At 73.7% G+C, this 15,961-nt stretch carries 16 protein-coding genes and 1 pseudogene; 6 read left to right on the forward strand and 11 right to left on the reverse strand.

The window, feature by feature from the left end; genetic code table 11:
- Window positions 1-15: 15 nt before the first annotated feature.
- From ACIGHB_RS01490 to ACIGHB_RS01500, 3 genes are all read left to right on the forward strand, one after another.
- Window positions 16-342: a hypothetical protein gene (locus ACIGHB_RS01490; RefSeq protein ID WP_360312431.1), complete on the forward strand. Its 327-nt coding sequence runs from the start codon at window positions 16-18 to the stop codon at window positions 340-342.
- A 135-nt stretch (window positions 343-477) separates the two neighbouring features.
- Window positions 478-1,500 (forward strand): DUF6745 domain-containing protein, encoded by a 1,023-nt coding sequence (locus ACIGHB_RS01495; RefSeq protein ID WP_399909342.1) that lies wholly within the window; start codon window positions 478-480, stop codon window positions 1,498-1,500.
- Between the two features lie 153 nt (window positions 1,501-1,653).
- On the forward strand, window positions 1,654-2,445 hold the full coding sequence (locus ACIGHB_RS01500) for an SIMPL domain-containing protein (protein WP_360312429.1): 792 nt from the start codon (window positions 1,654-1,656) through the stop codon (window positions 2,443-2,445).
- A gap of 138 nt (window positions 2,446-2,583) precedes the next feature.
- On the opposite strand, the gene ACIGHB_RS01505 is transcribed toward ACIGHB_RS01500, so the two are convergent.
- Together ACIGHB_RS01505 and ACIGHB_RS01510 are read right to left on the reverse strand one after the other, a co-directional pair.
- Window positions 2,584-3,189, reverse strand: coding sequence for a TetR/AcrR family transcriptional regulator (locus tag ACIGHB_RS01505; protein WP_360312427.1), 606 nt, complete (start codon window positions 3,187-3,189; stop codon window positions 2,584-2,586).
- A gap of 62 nt (window positions 3,190-3,251) precedes the next feature.
- On the reverse strand, window positions 3,252-4,430 hold the full coding sequence (locus ACIGHB_RS01510) for a Glu/Leu/Phe/Val dehydrogenase dimerization domain-containing protein (protein ID WP_360312425.1): 1,179 nt from the start codon (window positions 4,428-4,430) through the stop codon (window positions 3,252-3,254).
- Window positions 4,431-4,542: 112 nt separating this feature from the next.
- Between ACIGHB_RS01510 and ACIGHB_RS01515 the strand changes: the two are divergent.
- The 3 genes and pseudogenes from ACIGHB_RS01515 to ACIGHB_RS01525 all read left to right on the forward strand — a co-directional run bounded on the left by ACIGHB_RS01515 (window position 4,543) and on the right by ACIGHB_RS01525 (window position 8,312).
- Window positions 4,543-5,741, forward strand: a pseudogene (locus ACIGHB_RS01515) (MBL fold metallo-hydrolase).
- Between the two features lie 151 nt (window positions 5,742-5,892).
- Complete coding sequence (locus tag ACIGHB_RS01520) at window positions 5,893-7,338, forward strand: MFS transporter (protein ID WP_399908591.1); 1,446 nt, start codon at window positions 5,893-5,895, stop codon at window positions 7,336-7,338.
- 116 nt (window positions 7,339-7,454) lie between these two features.
- Window positions 7,455-8,312 carry a helix-turn-helix transcriptional regulator gene (locus ACIGHB_RS01525; RefSeq protein WP_399908593.1) on the forward strand — a complete coding sequence of 286 codons (858 nt, stop codon included), beginning with the start codon at window positions 7,455-7,457 and terminating at the stop codon, window positions 8,310-8,312.
- Window positions 8,313-8,374: 62 nt separating this feature from the next.
- On the opposite strand, the gene ACIGHB_RS01530 is transcribed toward ACIGHB_RS01525, so the two are convergent.
- The 9 genes from ACIGHB_RS01530 to ACIGHB_RS01570 all read right to left on the reverse strand — a co-directional run bounded on the left by ACIGHB_RS01530 (window position 8,375) and on the right by ACIGHB_RS01570 (window position 15,891).
- Window positions 8,375-9,322 (reverse strand): ketoacyl-ACP synthase III family protein, encoded by a 948-nt coding sequence (locus ACIGHB_RS01530; RefSeq protein ID WP_360312417.1) that lies wholly within the window; start codon window positions 9,320-9,322, stop codon window positions 8,375-8,377.
- Between the two features lie 21 nt (window positions 9,323-9,343).
- Window positions 9,344-10,324: an aldo/keto reductase gene (locus ACIGHB_RS01535; protein ID WP_360312415.1), complete on the reverse strand. Its 981-nt coding sequence runs from the start codon at window positions 10,322-10,324 to the stop codon at window positions 9,344-9,346.
- 11 nt (window positions 10,325-10,335) lie between these two features.
- Entirely contained in the window at window positions 10,336-10,911 is a 576-nt protein-coding gene (locus ACIGHB_RS01540) for a carboxymuconolactone decarboxylase family protein (RefSeq protein ID WP_360312413.1), read from the reverse strand.
- Window positions 10,912-10,973: 62 nt separating this feature from the next.
- Window positions 10,974-12,554 carry an FAD-dependent monooxygenase gene (locus ACIGHB_RS01545; RefSeq protein WP_399908596.1) on the reverse strand — a complete coding sequence of 527 codons (1,581 nt, stop codon included), beginning with the start codon at window positions 12,552-12,554 and terminating at the stop codon, window positions 10,974-10,976.
- 3 nt (window positions 12,555-12,557) lie between these two features.
- Complete coding sequence (locus ACIGHB_RS01550; RefSeq protein WP_360312409.1) at window positions 12,558-12,851, reverse strand: putative quinol monooxygenase; 294 nt, start codon at window positions 12,849-12,851, stop codon at window positions 12,558-12,560.
- Window positions 12,848-13,603 (reverse strand): histidine phosphatase family protein, encoded by a 756-nt coding sequence (locus ACIGHB_RS01555; protein ID WP_399908598.1) that lies wholly within the window; start codon window positions 13,601-13,603, stop codon window positions 12,848-12,850. The genes ACIGHB_RS01550 and ACIGHB_RS01555 overlap by 4 nt, the downstream gene beginning before the upstream one ends.
- Window positions 13,604-13,617: 14 nt before the next feature.
- Window positions 13,618-13,872 (reverse strand): acyl carrier protein, encoded by a 255-nt coding sequence (locus ACIGHB_RS01560; protein WP_360312405.1) that lies wholly within the window; start codon window positions 13,870-13,872, stop codon window positions 13,618-13,620.
- Window positions 13,873-13,927: 55 nt separating this feature from the next.
- Window positions 13,928-14,929 (reverse strand): beta-ketoacyl-ACP synthase III, encoded by a 1,002-nt coding sequence (locus ACIGHB_RS01565; protein ID WP_399908601.1) that lies wholly within the window; start codon window positions 14,927-14,929, stop codon window positions 13,928-13,930.
- Complete coding sequence (locus tag ACIGHB_RS01570; protein WP_399908603.1) at window positions 14,926-15,891, reverse strand: AvrD family protein; 966 nt, start codon at window positions 15,889-15,891, stop codon at window positions 14,926-14,928. Before ACIGHB_RS01570 ends, ACIGHB_RS01565 begins: the two co-directional genes overlap by 4 nt.
- Window positions 15,892-15,961: the final 70 nt, after the last annotated feature.

Below are 15,961 nucleotides of genomic sequence, written 5' to 3' on the forward strand. Positions count from 1 at the left end.
GGAAAGGGGAGAGCCATGTACCGGCAGGGGGACGTGCTGATCGTGCCCGTCGACGAGCGGGCCGTGCCCGCCCGGGCGAAGGACGCGCGGGGCGAGCCGAGGGACGGCAGGGGACGGCTCGTGCTCGCCTTCGGCGAGGTCACCGGACACGCCCACGCGGTGCCGGGCCCCGGCCGGCTGGTGCGGGAGCCGGGTCCGTACGGCCCCTTCCTCCTCGACCTGCCCGAGGGCGGCCGGCTGGTGCACGAGGAGCACGCGCCGATCGTCCTCCCCCGGGGCTGGTACCGGGTGGTGCGGCAGCGGGAGTACGTGCCGGGGGCGTACCGGATCGTGGCGGACTGACCGGGGCGGGGCCGGAGCGGGTGGGGAGGCGCGGGGGACGTGGCAGAGGTGGGGGACGTGACGGACATGAAGGTCGTGGCAGAGGTGGCAGCGGTGACGAAGGCGGCAGAGGTGACGAGGGTGGGGGACGGGGCGATGAACGGCGGGGACGTGTACGAGAAGTGGCGGGGTGTCGCGGCGGCCACAGGGCCCGCCGACCGGACCGCCGTCGAGGCCGGGATCCGGCTGGCCTACGCCGCCGCCGGGCTCCCCGCGCCGGAGCGGGTCGTCTGGGCGGACTCGCCGCTCGCCGGGGTCGAGCTGGTCGCCGGCCTCGCGGACCGCGGCCGTTCGGTGCGCGAGGAGGTGCGCACGCTGCCGTGGGCGGAGGAGCGGCGCAGACTCCACGACGCGCTCGGACCGGCTGGCTGGACGGCGCACTGGCAGGCCACCGGCGCCCGGCTCTGGGAACCGACGCGGGCGCTCGCCGAGCGGGTCAGGGCGGGGATCCTGGACGTGCTCGGGGAGCGGGAGGAGCCGGGCGTCCTCACCGAGCTCGCCGGCCGCGAGCTGCTGTACGACGCGGTGCTCGGCCAGCACGACGCCGCCTGGCTCGCCGCCTTCGACGGGCAGGGGAGCAGGCTCGCCGGCCTCGCGGCCGTCGCGGAGCAGGCCGGCTGGTGGTGGCCGTACGAGAGGGTCGCCGTCGTCTGCGAGCGCCCCGTGGAGCTGCACCGGGACGAGGCCGGCCGGCTCGACCGGGGCGACGGCCCGGCCCTCGCCCACCGGGACGGCTTCGCCCTCCACGCCTGGCGGGGCATGCCGGTCACGCCCGGTTTCCTGGCCGGGCTCGCGGACCTCGCCCCGGAGCGGATCCGCGAGGAGGAGAACGCCGAACTGCGCCGGGTGATGCTGGAGTTCTACGGCTACGAGCGCTTTCTTGACGACTCCGGGGCCCGCCCCGAGGGCGGGGACGAGGCGGGCGTGCTGTGGCGGATCGCGCTGGACGACGACGAGGACGTCGTGATGGTCGAGGTGGTCAACTCGACGCCCGAGCCCGACGGCAGCCACCGCACCTACTGGCTGCGGGTACCGCCCGCCACCCGGACCGCGCGCGAGGGCGTGGCCTGGACCTTCGGCCTGGGCGCGGAGGCGTACGAGCCCCTCGTCCAGACCTGACGCGGCGCGGGCCCCGCGGTGCGGGGGGCCGGCCCGCTGGTACGGAGAGGTGAAGGGCGGCGCCGGTCAGGAGTGGCGCCCGGGAGGCGAGGGCTCCGGGTGCTGGGATGTGCCCGCCGGAGCCACCGGCACCCACCGTCGAAGGGACCGCCCGTGCCGCACCGCCCCGCGCCCGCCCGCCAGGACCGCCGTGTCCGCGCCGCCCGGCTGTTCGCCGCCACCGCCGGCGGCGCCGTGCTCGGAGCGCTCCTCCTCGGCACCGCCGCCCCCGCGACGGCCGCCGCCGAGCGGTCCGCCCCGCGCGCCGCCGTCCGGGCCGAGGCCCCGGCGACGGTCACCGTCACGGGCAGCGGCAGCGCTTCCGCCGCCCCCGACCTGGCGATCCTCTCGGTGGGCGTGGAGGTCACCAAGGCGACGGCCAAGGAGGCGATGGCGGGGCAGTCCACCGCCGCCGAGTCGCTGCTCACGGTCCTCCGCGGGGAGGGCGTCGAGGACCGGGACATCCGCACCGAGAGCCTCTCCGTCACCCCCGTCTACACCCAGACGACCCGCGGCGAGTCCAAGGTGACCGGCTACCAGGCGAGCCAGAGCTTCTCCGTGAAGGTCCGGCGGATCGACCGGGCCGGCCAGGTCATCGGGGCCGTCAACGACGCCACCGGGGACAGCGGACGGGTGAACGGCGTCGTCTTCGACGTGGCCGACCCGAAGGAACTGCGCGCCAAGGCCCGCGAGGCCGCGTACCGGGACGCGTACGAGAAGGCGTCCCAGCACGCCCGGCTGAGCGGCCACCGGCTCGGCCGGCTGGTCTCGCTCAGCGAGGGCGAGTCGCTGCGGCCGGGCCACGGGGCGATGCCGTCCATGCCGGCCGACGAGCCGAGCGTGCCGCTCGCCCCCGGCGAGATCGAGGAGCAGGTCACCGTCTCGGCCGTCTTCGAACTGCTCTGAACGAGCGGCGCGCCAGGGGGGGGGCGGGTCAGCCCCCCCGGTGCCGGCTCCGTCCGGGGGCAGCCCCTGTCCGGTGCCGGACGGGTGTCGGCCCCCGTCCGGTGTCGGCCCCCGTCCGGTGTCAGCCCCCGTCCGGTGTCAGCCCCCGTCCGGGGGCAGGCCGAGTTCGCGGGTGAGGGCAGCGTCCGCCCACTGGAGCATCGCCGCACGGGAGAGGCCGCCGGAGTAGACCGTGGTCTGGACGGCGAGGCCGTCCAGGTAGGCGGTGAGCCGCCAGGCGGCGCCCCGGGGGTCGGGGCAGGGGAACTCGCCGGCGGCGACCCCCTCCTCGATCACGGCGGTCAGCGCGGACTTCCACTCCTGGTCGAGGGCGGCGGCGACCCGGCGCAGTTCCGGGTCGCGCAGCCCGGCCGCCCACGCCTCGATCCACAGCCGCCAGCCCTTGGCCTGCCCGGTCGGGGCGTACCAGCGGACGGCGGCGCGCAGCCGCCGCCCCGCCGTCGAGCGGCGTCCGAGGATCCGGCGCAGCTGGGCCAGATCGCCTTCGGCCGCGTGCGCGAAGGCGGCGGCGACCAGCTGTTCCTTGGTGGAGAAGTGGTAGAGCACCAGCGCGTTGCTGACGCCGAGCGCGGCGGCCACGTCGGCGATCCGGACGGCGGTGGCACCCCGCGCCTCGATCTGCTCGACGGCGGCCCGCAGCAGCTCCTCGCGCCGCTCGGCCACGCTCAACCGCACTCTCGCCACGCTCGTCACCCTACACAGCACATGACGAGGTCATGATCGTCGCGACGACCGGTGCGGGTCGGTCAGTACCAGCCGTAGCGCTCCGCGATCAGCGGCAGCCGCTCCGCGACCAGGGCGTGCGCCGCCGCGCGGGGGGACACGCCGTCGGCCTCGGCCCGGTCGAGCGTCGCGCTCGCCAGGGCCCGCATCGCGCTCCGTACCCGGGCGAACGCCTGGTCCGCGTCGGCCTCGACGTCGCCGAAGAGCGTCCACCACCACCAGGCGTTGGTGCAGGAGTTGACCACCACGTCCGGCAGCACCGTCACCCCGCGCGCGGCGAGGGCCGCCTCGGCCTCCGGGAGCACCGGCATGTTGGCCGCCTCGGCGATCCAGCGGGCGCGGATCCGTCCCTGGTTCGCGCCGTCGATCGCGTACGAGACGGCGGCCGGCACCAGCACCTCCGCGTCGACGGCGAGCCAGGCGTCGCCGGGCTCCTCCCGGTCGCCGGGGCGCAGGGCCGTCCGGTCCACGGTGGCGTGCCCGTCCCTGGCCGTGATCAGGGCCTCCACGTCGAGCCCGTCCGGGTTCACGATCGTGCCGCGCACGTCGGCGACCGCCACCACCGTGAGCCCGGCCCGGCCGAGGAAGCGGGCGGTGGCCGCGCCCATGGTGCCGAAGCCCTGCACGGAGACCCGGGTGCCCTCGTACGGGCGGCCGGCCCGGTCCAGGGCGACCAGCACCGACTCGGCCACGCCGAGCCCGCCGACCAGGGCGTCCAGGCCGATGCCGTCGACCTCGACGGCGAAGGCGTCCGCGAGTCGCTTCCGGGCGGCCGTCTCGTCCTCCAGGAGCGGGAAGACGGCCTGCACCGAGGAGTCGATGCCGGCCTCGGCCATCGCCCGGTCCACCGTCTCCTGGGTGAGCCCCAGGTCCTCCCCGGTGGTCCAGAACCGCTCCACGTACGGCCGCATCGCCCGCAGGTAGCGGACCAGGACGCCGTACGCCTCGGGGGAGCGGGGGTCGCAGTCGATGCCGCCCTTGGCGCCGCCCAGCGGTACGTACCGGGCGGTCGGGTCCCAGTGCAGCGCCTCCTTCATGGTCATCCCCCGGGCGAGCCCGGCGACCTCCTCGGCGCCGCACCCCTCCCGCATCCGCAGCCCGCCGCTCGCGACGCCCCTGACCAGCCGGTCGACGACGAGATGGCCGCGGCGGCCGGTGACGTGGTCGGTCCAGGTGAGGGAGATGAGCGGGGCGGTGGTCATGGGACTCCTCCGGGTCGTCTTACTGAACGTCCGTTCAGTATGGCCGACGGGCCGGGACGATCCCCGGCGCCGCCGCCCATAATGGAACGACCACCGTCGACCAGGAGGTCCTGTGACCGGTACCGGCTCCGACCGTTCGCTGCGGGCCCGGCTGCGCACCCTGCGGCCCGAGTCCTTCGGCGCCGAGCCCACGGGGGAGCGGCTGGCCCGCATCCGCCGCTCGCCGCACTTCGCCGACGGCGTCTTCCAGAACCCCGAGCAGGCCCGCCGCGGCCCGTCCGGTTCCACCTCCGCGCTCGCCAAGATCTACTTCGAGAAGGAGGCGCGCGCCCGCCGGGCCCCCGCCGGGGTGATCCCCGTCCACCCGACGACCGTCGCCGACCTCGCCCGCCCGGCCGCCACCGGCCTGCGGATCACCTGGCTGGGCCACTCCAGCGTGCTCGCCGAGATCGACGGGGTGCGGATCCTCTTCGACCCGGTCTGGGGAGAGCGCTGCTCGCCCTTCTCCTTCGTCGGCCCCAAGCGGCTCCACCCGGCGCCCGCGCCGCTGGCCGCGCTCGGTCCGGTCGACGTGGTCGTGATCTCCCACGACCACTACGACCACCTCGACCTGCCGACGATCAAGGCGCTGGCCGGCACCGACACCCTCTTCGCGGTCCCGCTCGGCGTCGGCGCCCACCTGGAGCACTGGGGCGTACCCGCCTCCCGGCTGCGCGAGCTGGACTGGCACGAGTCCACCGAGATCGGCGACCTCACCCTCACCGCCACCCCCGCCCGCCACTTCTGCGGCCGCGCGATCCGCAACCAGCAGCACACGCTCTGGGCCTCCTGGTCGGTCCGCGGCCCCCGCCACCGGATCTTCCACAGCGGCGACACCGGCTACTTCCAGGGCTTCAAGGACATCGGCGCGGCCCACGGCCCCTTCGACATCACCATGATCCAGATCGGCGCCTACTCCGAGTTCTGGCCCGACATCCACATGACCCCCGCCGAGGGCCTCAGGGCCCACCTCGACTCCAGGGCGGCCACCCCGGAGGCGTGCTCCTCCCGATCCACTGGGCCACCTTCAACCTGGCCCCGCACGCCTGGGCCGAACCGGGCGAGTGGACGAAGGACGCGGGGGAGGAGGCCGGCCAGGCGGTCGCCCTGCCGCGCCCCGGCCAGCCCTTCGAGCCCGCCGGGAAGGTGCCCGCCGAGCCCTGGTGGCGCACCGTCTCCCCGCCGCTCGCCACCCCGTGGCGCCGTCCGAAGCCGGCGCCGGAGCCGGAGGAGGCGCCCCGGCGCGATCTCGACCTGGCCGGTGACCGCTGACGGGTCGCGAGGGGGACGCCTGAGCGGCCGCCGGGGGCGGGAGCCGGTCTAGTGACGCCCTGGTGAGGGTGTCACTGGCAGTACCACCCTCGCCGGTGGTGGCCCGGAGGAGGGGCTGGCTGGGGGCGCCCGGGCGGATCAGGGTGGAGCCATGACTAGCGTTGAAACCGCGCAGGCGACGATCGCGCCCTCGGCAACCGCGCGGATGAGCGGCCGCCAGACGGCGGCCCTCGTCGTGCTGTTGGCGTCCCAGTTCATGATGGCCGCGGACTTCTCCGTACTGAACGTGGCTCTCCCCGAGGTCGGGGTCGCCCTCGGCTTCGAGACGGGGAGCCTGCAATGGATCACCACCATGTTCGCGCTGTGCGCCGCGGGCTGCACCCTCGTGTTCGGCCGGGTCGGTGACTTCGTGGGCCGCCGGCGGATCTTCACCGCCGGCATGGTCGTCCTGGCCGTCTCGTCGCTGCTCGGCGGCGTCGCCGGCACCCCGGAAATGCTGCTCGTGGCCCGTACCCTCCAGGGCCTGGCCACCGCGGCGGTGACGCCGGCCGCACTCGCCCTGCTCACCACCGCCTTCACCGAGCCGACCCTGCGCGCCCGCGCCCTGGGCCTCAACGGCATCATGATGAGCGCCGGGTTCAGCGTCGGAGCCGTCCTCGGCGGCGTGCTCACCGACGCCCTCTCCTGGCGCTGGGCCTTCTTCATCAACATCCCGGTGGCCATCGCCGCGATCCTGGTCGTGCCCCTGGTCGTGCCGGAGAGCCGGGCCGAGCGGCGCGGCCGGATCGACGTGCCCGGCGCGGTCCTCATCACCCTCGGCATGTTCGCCGGCATCTACGGCGTCACCCGGGTCGGCGAGGAGGGTCTCGACGCCCTGGCCGGCGCCTCCCTGGCACTCGGCGCCGTCCTGCTCGTCGCGTTCTGGGCGGTCGAGAGCCGTACCGCCGACGCCCTGGTCCCCGTGAAGATCCTCAAGAAGCCGGACATCGCCCTCGGCAACCTGGCGGCCCTCTTCATCTTCGGAGGGGAGACCGCGCTGATCTTCTTCACCGGGCTCTACGTGCAGAACGTCCTCGGCCTGTCCTCCATGACCGCGGGCCTCGTGCTCCTCGGCATCGGCGTCGGGCAGATCATCGCCGGCGTCGTCGGCCCCCGCATCCTGCAGAAGGTGTCGCCCCGTTCGCTGCTCGGGATCTCGCTGTTCCTCCAGGGCGCCTTCATGCTGTTCGGGGTGTGGGCCTCGGCGGACTCCTTCTGGCTCCTCCCGCTCATCGTCACCCAGTTCGTCAACGCCTTCTTCTCGATGCTCGCCGCGCTGTGCTTCATGGTCATCGCCACCTCCTCGGCCGACGCCGACTCGCAGGGCATGGCCACGGGCATGGCCACCCAGAGCCAGCAGGTCGGCATCGCCATCGGCATCCCGCTGGTCAGCGCCGTCTTCGCGAGCGTCATCGGGCACGGCTCCGTGACGGCCGCCGAGGAACTCACCGGCATCCACACCGCGATCGGCGTGACCGGCTCGGCACAGGTCGTGGTCGGCCTCGTGCTGTGGCTCGTGCTGCGCGCCCGGTCCCCCCGAACGACGACGACCGACTGATCCCCCGCGCGGCCGTCGTCAAGCGGCCGGTGAGCGGAGCCTCCGCTCACCGGCCGCTTCCTGCCATACCCCCGGTGCCGATTGCCCTGGCGCCGGGACTCTTCATAATGAGAGAGGTGGACCAGATCATGAACGCGGACCTCGGCAGTTACCTCCGGCAGATGCGGGAGCGCGTCCGGCCCGAGCAGGCGGGGCTGCGCCCGGGCGGCGGCGTCCGCCGGGTGCCCGGCCTGCGCCGCGAGGAGGTGGCGACCCTCGCGGGGGTCAGCCAGACCTACTACACCAGGCTGGAGCAGTCGCACACCGCGCACGCCTCACCCCAGGTGCTGCTGTCCATCGCGCGTGCGCTGGAGCTCAACAGCGACGAGCAGGACTACCTCCTGAAGATCGGCTCCCCGGAGCAGCCGGGACGGAGCAAGCCCCGGGACGGACAACTCGCCGCCCCCACCAGGATGCTGCTGGAGTCCTTCGACTCCGTCGCCGCGGCCGTGCTGAACTACCGCTGCGACATCGTCGGCTGGAACCCCGTCTTCCACGCGCTGTTCGCGCCGCACCTCGACCTCGGCCTCGTCGACGACCCGGACCGGCGCCCGAACATCATCAAGATGAACTTCCTGGACGAGCGCGTGCGATCCCTGTACGCCGACTGGCGCACCGAGTCCGAGGCGAACGTCGCCTATCTGCGCTTCATCACCGGGAGCCACCGCCACGACCCGGAGCTGGCCGGCCTGATCGGCGAACTCACCATCAACAGCAGCGAGTTCGGCTCGCTCTGGTGCCGCCAGGACGTGGCCAACTGCGTCGAGGGCACGAAGCTCTTCGACCACCCGGTCGTCGGCGAGCTGGAGTTGATGTACCAGTCCGCCCAACTGCCGGACGGCAACATCCTGAAGTTCTACCACGCCGAGCCCGACTCCCCGCACGAGGCGTCGCTGCGGCTCCTGAAGGTGGACCTGGAGTCCGCCGGCGGCTGAGGACGGCGTGAAGGGGCCCGGCCGGAGAGTTTCCGGCCGGGCCCCTTCGCCGCGCGCCCGCCTCAGACGCGGCGCAACGCCGTCACGCCCCAGGTGAAGCCCGAGCCGCCCGTGACCACGAGGACCAGGCTGCCCGTACGGACGCGGCCCGCCTCCTCCAGTTCGCGCAGCGCGTGGAAGGGATCGGTCCCTCCGAGGTGGCCGTCCAGGTGGTACTGGAACACGCTGCGGCTCTCCGGGACCCCGAGCTCCGCCAGGAACTTGCGCTGGGTGTCCTGGTTGCCGTGGGTCACGAGGAAGTGGTCGACGTCGTCCACCGTCGCCCCGATCTCCCCGAGCACCCGGTGGGTGAGCCCGGTGAAGTTCTCCAGGAACGCCTCGCCCAGCCCGTCGAGCTTCTCCCCGCGCTCGACCTTCACCTCCCCCTCCCGGAGCACCCCGTAGTAGGAGTCCACCCACTGGGGGTCGGTGTGGTGCGCGGCGGCCGGCACCTCGTACCGGCCCTGCTCCGACACCAGGACGGCCGCGGCGCCGTCCGCGAAGTTGAACAGCTCGAAGTAGCCGGTGGAGTAGTCCACCAGCCGGCTCAGCCGGTCGGAGACGATCACCAGCGCGTGCCGGTGAGCACCCGCACGGACCTGCTCGTCGGCCAGCTTCACCGCGACCATGCCCGCGTTGCAGAAGTTGGAGACCTCGAAGCAGTGCGCGTTCCCGATGCCGAGTTCCGCGGCGATCTTCGCGGCGGGCGACCAGAAGGGCGTGCCCCACTCGCTGGACCCCGCGTAGAGCACGAGGCCGATGTCGTCGAGCGGCACCGGGGAGCGCCGGAGCAGGTCGCGCGCGGCGTCGAGCCCCAGACCCCAGGGGGTCTCGTCGTCGGCGAGCACCGAGAAGGTCTCCGACGGCAGGATCTGCGCCAGCTTCTCGGGGGTGTACCCCGATGCCCGGCTCACCTCGTCGACGGTGCGCCGGCCGCGCGGCCGGGCGAGGGCGTAGTCAGCTATGGCCATGTCGTATCCACCTGTTCACGATCAGACGTATTCCACGACGGCGTGCGGCACGTACGGTGCTTCCAGCCGGGCGGTCTCGGCGGCGTCCAGCCTCAGGTCGAGCGCCGCGACGGCGTCCGTGAGGTGGTGCGGCCGGGTCGCCCCCACCACGGGGGCGGTGATGCCGGGCCGTCCGAGCATCCAGGCGAGGGCCACCTGGGCCATGGGGACGCCGCGCGCGGCGGCGACCTCGGCGACGGCGCCGGCGACCTGCCGGTCGGCCCGCTCGGTGGGACCGTAGAAGCGGTCCTGGACGGGATCGCCCGCGGTGCGCGGCGACTCCGTGTCCCAGGGCCGGGCGAGACGGCCCCGGGCCAGCGGGCTCCACGGCGTCACCCCCACGCCCTCCGCGTGGCAGAACGGGATCATCTCCCGCTCCTCCTCCCGGTTGAGGAGGTTGTAGTGGTTCTGCATGCTCACGAAACGCGTCCAGCCGTGCAGGTCGGCGACGTACTGCGCCTTCACGAACTGCCAGGCGTGCATGGAGGACGCGCCGATGTAGCGGACCTTGCCGGCGCGGACGACGTCGTGCAGGGCCTCCATCGTCTCCTCGATCGGAGTGTCGTGGTCCCAGCGGTGGACGATGTAGAGGTCGATGTAGTCCGTGCCCAGGCGCCGCAGGCTGGCGTCCAGTTCACGGTGGATCGCCGACCTCGACAGGCCGCCGGACAGCGGGTTCTCGGTCAGCTTCTCGTACACCTTGGTCGCGACGACGACGTCCTCGCGGCGCGTCAGCTTGCGCAGGGCGCGCCCCAGGAACTCCTCGCTGGTGCCCAGGGAGTAGACGTTCGCGGTGTCGAAGAAGTTGATGCCGAGATCGAGCGCCTGGGCGATGTACGGGAGGCTTTCCTCCTCGTCCAGCGACCAGGGATGGGTGCCCCTCCCCGGTTCGCCGTAGCTCATGCAACCGAGCGCCAGGCGGGACACCTTCAGGCCGGAGGACCCCAGCCGGACGTACTGCACCGTCGCTCCCCTCAGCCCGACTGGCCCTGGACGGCGTCCCGGACCTCGGTCAGCCGGCCCCAGGACGCGATGCCCTCGTCGAGCGGGATGTCGAGGCTGGCCAGGTACATCGCGGTCATCGCGCTGTGGCCGGCGAGGTGGGTGATCTCCGCGATCTCGTGCTGGTCGTAGAACTCGCGCAGGGCGAAGAACGCCTCCGCGCTCGCCTTGTGCTGCTCCATGCACTCGCTGACGTACCGCACGAGCGCCGCGCGCCCGGGCGGCAGCTGGGCGTAGTCGGCCTCCTCGATCGCCTTGATCTCCGTGTCGTCCAGGCCGGCCTTCCGCGCGAGCGGGTAGTGCAGGAAGCGCTCGAACTCGCTGTCCCGCAGGTGGGCCACGCGCAGGACGACGACCTCACGGTCGAGCAGGCTCAGCAGGCCGACGGTGAAGGTGCCGCCGAGGGCGAGGTGCGCCGCGGCGGAGTCCTTGGTGAGCAGCAGCGCCCGGGTCAGGTTGGACTGGAACTTCTCGTAGACGGCGCGCTGTTCGGGCGTCATGTCGTCGACCTCGGTGAGGACGACGCGGGGCGCGGTGGTGTCGGTCATGGTGTGCTCCTTCGGGAGGATGGAAGAAAAGGGGATGGGTGGACGGGTGTACGGGTGGGGTGTCAGACGGCCGGCCGCAGCACGGCCGGCTCCGTCGCGAGGCCCGTGCCCCGGCGGCCGAGTGCCGAGGCCACGGCCCGGACGGTGTCCGCGGAGCGGTGGACGTCGAGGGGCACCATCGCGTCGAGGTGCCCGTCGGGGCGCACCAGCAGCGCGTGCGCCGTCCGGGGGAGGCGGGGGAGCAGCGGGCCGGTCGGCCGGCCGCCGAGGTCGTGCACGGCCGCCGCCGTCAGCTCCCCGCGCAGCGCGGCCACCAGGGACACCCAGGCGTCGTGGCCGTACTGGAGCCCCGGCCACAGCAGGACGGTGTACCGGTGGACGGCCAGCACCGGGGCGCCGCCCGCGTCCAGCCAGCCCAGGGGCACGCGCTCTCCGGGGACGAACGTGCCGCGCCGCGGTCGCGGGCCGTAGTGGGTGTCGACCTGCGCGAGGCGGGGGGCGAGCAGCTTCTCCAGGGCGCGGGTGCCGCTGCCCACCCGGTAGGCGAGGTCGCGGGCGAGGGTCTTGCGGCGGCTGGAGTACAGGCCGATGCGGGCCAGCCGGGTCGACAGGTCCGCCACCGCGTCGACGGCGGGCCGCCGTTCGGTGTCGTAGGTGCTCAGCAGGTCGGCGGGATAGGCGCCGCGGACGACGCCGGCCAGCTTCCAGCCGAGGTTGACCGCGTCCTGGATGCCGGTGTTGACGCCCTGAGCGCCCGAGGGGCTCATGGCGTGGGCGGCGTCGCCGGTGAGGTAGACCCGGCCTCGGGCGTAGCGGCCGGCCGAGCGGACGTGCGCGGTGAAGACCCCGCTGAACTTCATCTCGCCGAGCCTGCGGTTCCCGGGGACCCGTTCCGCGAGGAGCTTCTCGAAGAAGGCCCGGTCGGGCTGGTCGCCTGTCCAGCCGTCCGGGACGCTGGCGCCGACGCGGAAGATCCCGTCGCCGAGCGGGGCCAGCACCATGTTGCCGCCGCGCGTGAGGTAGTAGGCGGCCTCGCTGCTCGTGGTCTCCCCGAGGATCTCGGCGTCGGTGATGGCGAGCCGGGTGCGCAGGGTGCGCCCCGCGAACTCGAAGCCGAACGCCTCACGTACGGCGCTCTTGTGGCCGTCCGCGCCGACGACGTAGTCGTACCGGCGCTTCTCCTGGCTCCCGTCGGGGAGCTGGAGGACGCAGTCCACGCCGTCCGGGTCCTGCGCGCCCCCGACGAAGGTGGTGTCGTAGGCGATGGCGCCGCCCAGTTCGGAGAGGTGGCCCTCCAGCACCTGCTCGGTGCGCCACTGCGGGATGGTGATGGCGAAGGGGTACGTGACGCCGCGCAGCCGGTCGAAGCGGATCAGCCCGATCAGCTTCTTCTGCGAGTAGTAGTTCATCTGGTCGAAGTAGTGGCCGCTCTCGACCAGTTTCCGTCCGACGCCGACCCGGTCCAGGAGTTCCAGGACCCGCGGCCACAGGATGGTGGCGCGGGAGTGCGGGCTCTCCCGGCGCAGCTTGGAGATGATGTCCACCCGCACGCCGTGCGTGAGGAGTTCACAGGCGAGGACCATGCCCACCGGTCCGGCGCCGACGATCAGGACGCGGGGGCGCTCTCGTACGTCGTCGCTCATGGCTCAGACGTCGAGGGGGCGCAGGCGGTGCACGGCCGGCGTGCGGGTGTAGGCGCCCTCGACCAGGGTGAGGAACTCCGCCACGTACGGCTGCTTCATGTGCAGGTCGATGGCGTCCTGGTCGGCCCACTCCTCGACCAGGACGACGGAGTGCGGGTGGTCCGCCGACAGCAGGGCGTCGAAGCGGAGGGCGCCCTCCTCCTGGCGGGTGGCCTCGCACAGGTCCCGGAAGGCGGCCTGGACGGCGGGGAACCGGGTGGGTTCGACGTCGAAGACGACGGTGATCTCGATACTCATGGCAGCAGGGCCCTTTCGGTGTCGGGGTCGGGGTCGGTGGGGGACGCGGCGGGGGCGGCGTCGGGGGCTTCGGTGGCGAGGTCCTCCAGGGCGACGGACGGGCCGCCGCCGGGGAGCGCGCGGGGGAGGACGTCGGGTTCGCAGTCGCGGGCGGCGACGCCGTCGGCCCGGAGCACGGCGTGCGGTCCGCCCTGCGGCGGCCACTCGACGTCGAGGCAGGCCGCGGCGCAGGTGGCGACGAGCGGGCGGTGCCCGGAGGCCCTGCCCGTGAGGGCGCGGGCCAGCAGGTTCAGGACCCCGCCGTGGGTGACGACCAGGACCGCCCCGCCGCTCCCGCGCTCGGCCCGCGCGATGTCGACGAGGGCGCGGGCCGAGCGGGAGAGCACGGCCCGGCCGGTCTCGCCTCCGGCGGGGGCGTGGTCGAGGTCGTCCAGCAGCCGGCGCAGGGCGTCCGGGTGCTGCCGCCCGAAGGTGGCGCGGTGCCGGCCGTCCAGGTCTCCGAGGTGCCGCTCGCGCAGCCCGTCGAGCACGTGGTGCGGCGCGCGGAGGTGTTCGGCCGCGTACGACGCCGTCTGTACCGCGCGGATCATCGGCGAGGAGTAGACCGCGGCCCAGGCGCCGGGGCTCAGGGCCTCGGCGGCCTCGCGTGCCTGCCTCCTGCCCGCGGCGTTCAGCGGGAGGTCGGCCTGCCCCTGGAAGAGGTCGGCGGTGTTGCGGTCGGTCTCTCCGTGCCGGAGCAGGACGATGCGCACCGTGGCTCCGGCGCTCAGACCGCGGCCGGCGCGGTGTCGTCGAGGCGCGCGATGACGTCCGCGGCCTGCTCGACGGTCTGCCGGGAGTTGAGGACTCCCTCCTCTATGGAGACGCCCAGGCGCTTCTCCAGGATGAGGGAGATCTCCAGGAGGGCGAGCGAGTCCACCTCGACGTCCTCGAGGACGGTGGTCTGGGTGACGTCCTCGGCGGGGACGTCGAACTTGCCGGTGAGGATCTCGATGATCATCGTCGCGACGGATCCGGACATGGGGTGCCTCGTTTCTGTGGAAAGGGTGGGACGGAAGGGAGTTGATGAGCGGCGTTCAGGAGAGGGGCAGGTCGGGCCAGGTCACCGTCGCGGACCCCCAGGTCGCGCCGCCGCCGAAGGCGGTCAGCAACACCCGGTTCCCGGTGCGGAGTTCGCCCCGCTCCATCCCGTCCGCCAGGGCGAGCGGAATGGAGGCCGCCGAGGTGTTGCCCACCCGGTCGATGTTGATCACGGCGCGCTCGGGCGGCAGGCCGAGCTGCTCCGCGACGGCGTGCAGGATGCGGGTGTTGGCCTGATGGCCCACGAGCCGGTCGACCTGTTCGATCTCCCACCCGGTGCGGGCCAGGGTCGTCCGGGAGGACTGCGTCATGCGGCGCACCGCCGCGTGGAAGACCGACTTCCCCTCCATCTGGAAGTACCGGTGCTCCTCGCGCGGTGTCCCGCCGCCGGCGCGCTCCTCGGCGCCGCCGCCGCGCACCGTGATCAGGTCCGCCATCGTGCCGTCGCTGGCGAGGTGGATGTCGTGCACGGCGCCCGGCTCGTCCGCTCGGCCGGGCCGCAGCAGCACGGCTCCGGCTCCGTCGCCGAAGATGACGGCGGTGGTCCGGTCGGTCGGGCTGAGCAGCGTGCTGAACGCCTCGGCGCCGATGACCAGGACGCGCCGGGCGTATCCGGCGAGCACCGCGCCGGCACCGGCCTGGAGGCCGTACAGGAAGCCGGAGCAGACCGCGGCCACGTCGTAGGCCGGCACCTCGCCGAGCCCGATCTTGGCGGCGACGGTGGGCGCGGTGGCCGGGCAGGGCCGGTCCGGGCTGGTCGTGGCGACGATGACCAGGTCGGCGGCGTCCTCTCCGGCGTTCTTCAGGGCCCTCCGGCCGGCCTCGGCCGCGAGGTCGCTGGTGGTGACGCCGGCGTCGATCACATGGCGCTGCGCGATGCCGGTCCTGCTGCGGATCCAGGCGTCCGAGGTGTCGAAGCGCGTGGCCAGTTCGTCGTTGGTCACCACGCGGGCGGGTACGTGGCCCCCCACGCCGGCGATCACTGCTGCTCGGTTCATGCGCTGACGTGGCCTTCCGGGAGCTGGTGGGCGACCGCGGAACGCACCCGCAGGCCGGGCAGCCGGCCCACGATGTCGAGGGTCCGCCACGTCTCTCCGCGCATGCGGTGCAGTTCGGTCTCCGCCAGCTCGACCTCGACGGGGAGCGCGGTGTCGCCCCGGTCGGGGCGCGAGGCGGTGAGGGTGGTCTGCCGCATCCACAGCGTGTTGCTGTCCTGGCGGCGCATGTCGTCGAGGTCGTACAGCATGACCTGGCCGAGCTGGAGCGCCGTGACGAACGCGTCGATCATCGAGGCGGACGGCTGGAAGGCGCCTTCGAGTCCGGCGTCGGGCACGGTGGCGTCGTCGTGGGTCAGGTCGAGCAGGGCGGACGCGCGCGGCTGCCCCGGGTCGACGTCGACCTGGCGGATGTGCTGGGTGCGGAGGGTGAAGCCGGTGCCGTAGTAGCGCGCGGGCGCCGGGCCGAGGAGGGCGTCGAGTCCGCCCTCGTACGCCCCGGAGGGCCGGTGGGCCGCGGAGTGCTCCACCTCGGCGCGGACGCGCATCGTGCCGATCGAGCAGTCCACGCGCGACACCGCCCTGCCGGGCTCCCGCGCCGCCTCGGTGCCGCGCAGGACGGCGTCGGCGCGCAGGCCCGTGAGGTCCTCCTGGGGAGCGGTGCCGGCGGAGATCCGTACGCGGCGCAGCCAGGCGTCCCGCAGACCGCCGCCGGGCCCGCTCAGGCACGCCTCGGCCAGCTGGGCCGCGATGACGAGGCCGTCGACGGTGCTGAAGTGAGGGCGCAGGTCCGACCCGGCCTTCTTCTTCGACCAGTCGGCGGGGTACCGGACGCCGACGGTCGACGTCGCCGTCGCGGTGCCCTGGGGGCCGGGGACCAGGCGGACGTCGCCGATCTCGTAGGCGACCCGGCGGAAGCCCCGGCCGAAGAACCGCCCGCCGGCGGGTCCGAGGAGATCGTCCACGGACTCCGCCCTCGGTGGTGCTGAACTCGTTGTCATGGGTGCTCCGTTCACAGCGTGGGTTCACGGCGTG

Origin of the sequence: Streptomyces sp. NPDC085460, from assembly GCF_044541975.1 — a bacterium.
In the GTDB taxonomy this organism is placed as follows: Bacteria; Actinomycetota; Actinomycetes; order Streptomycetales; family Streptomycetaceae; genus Streptomyces.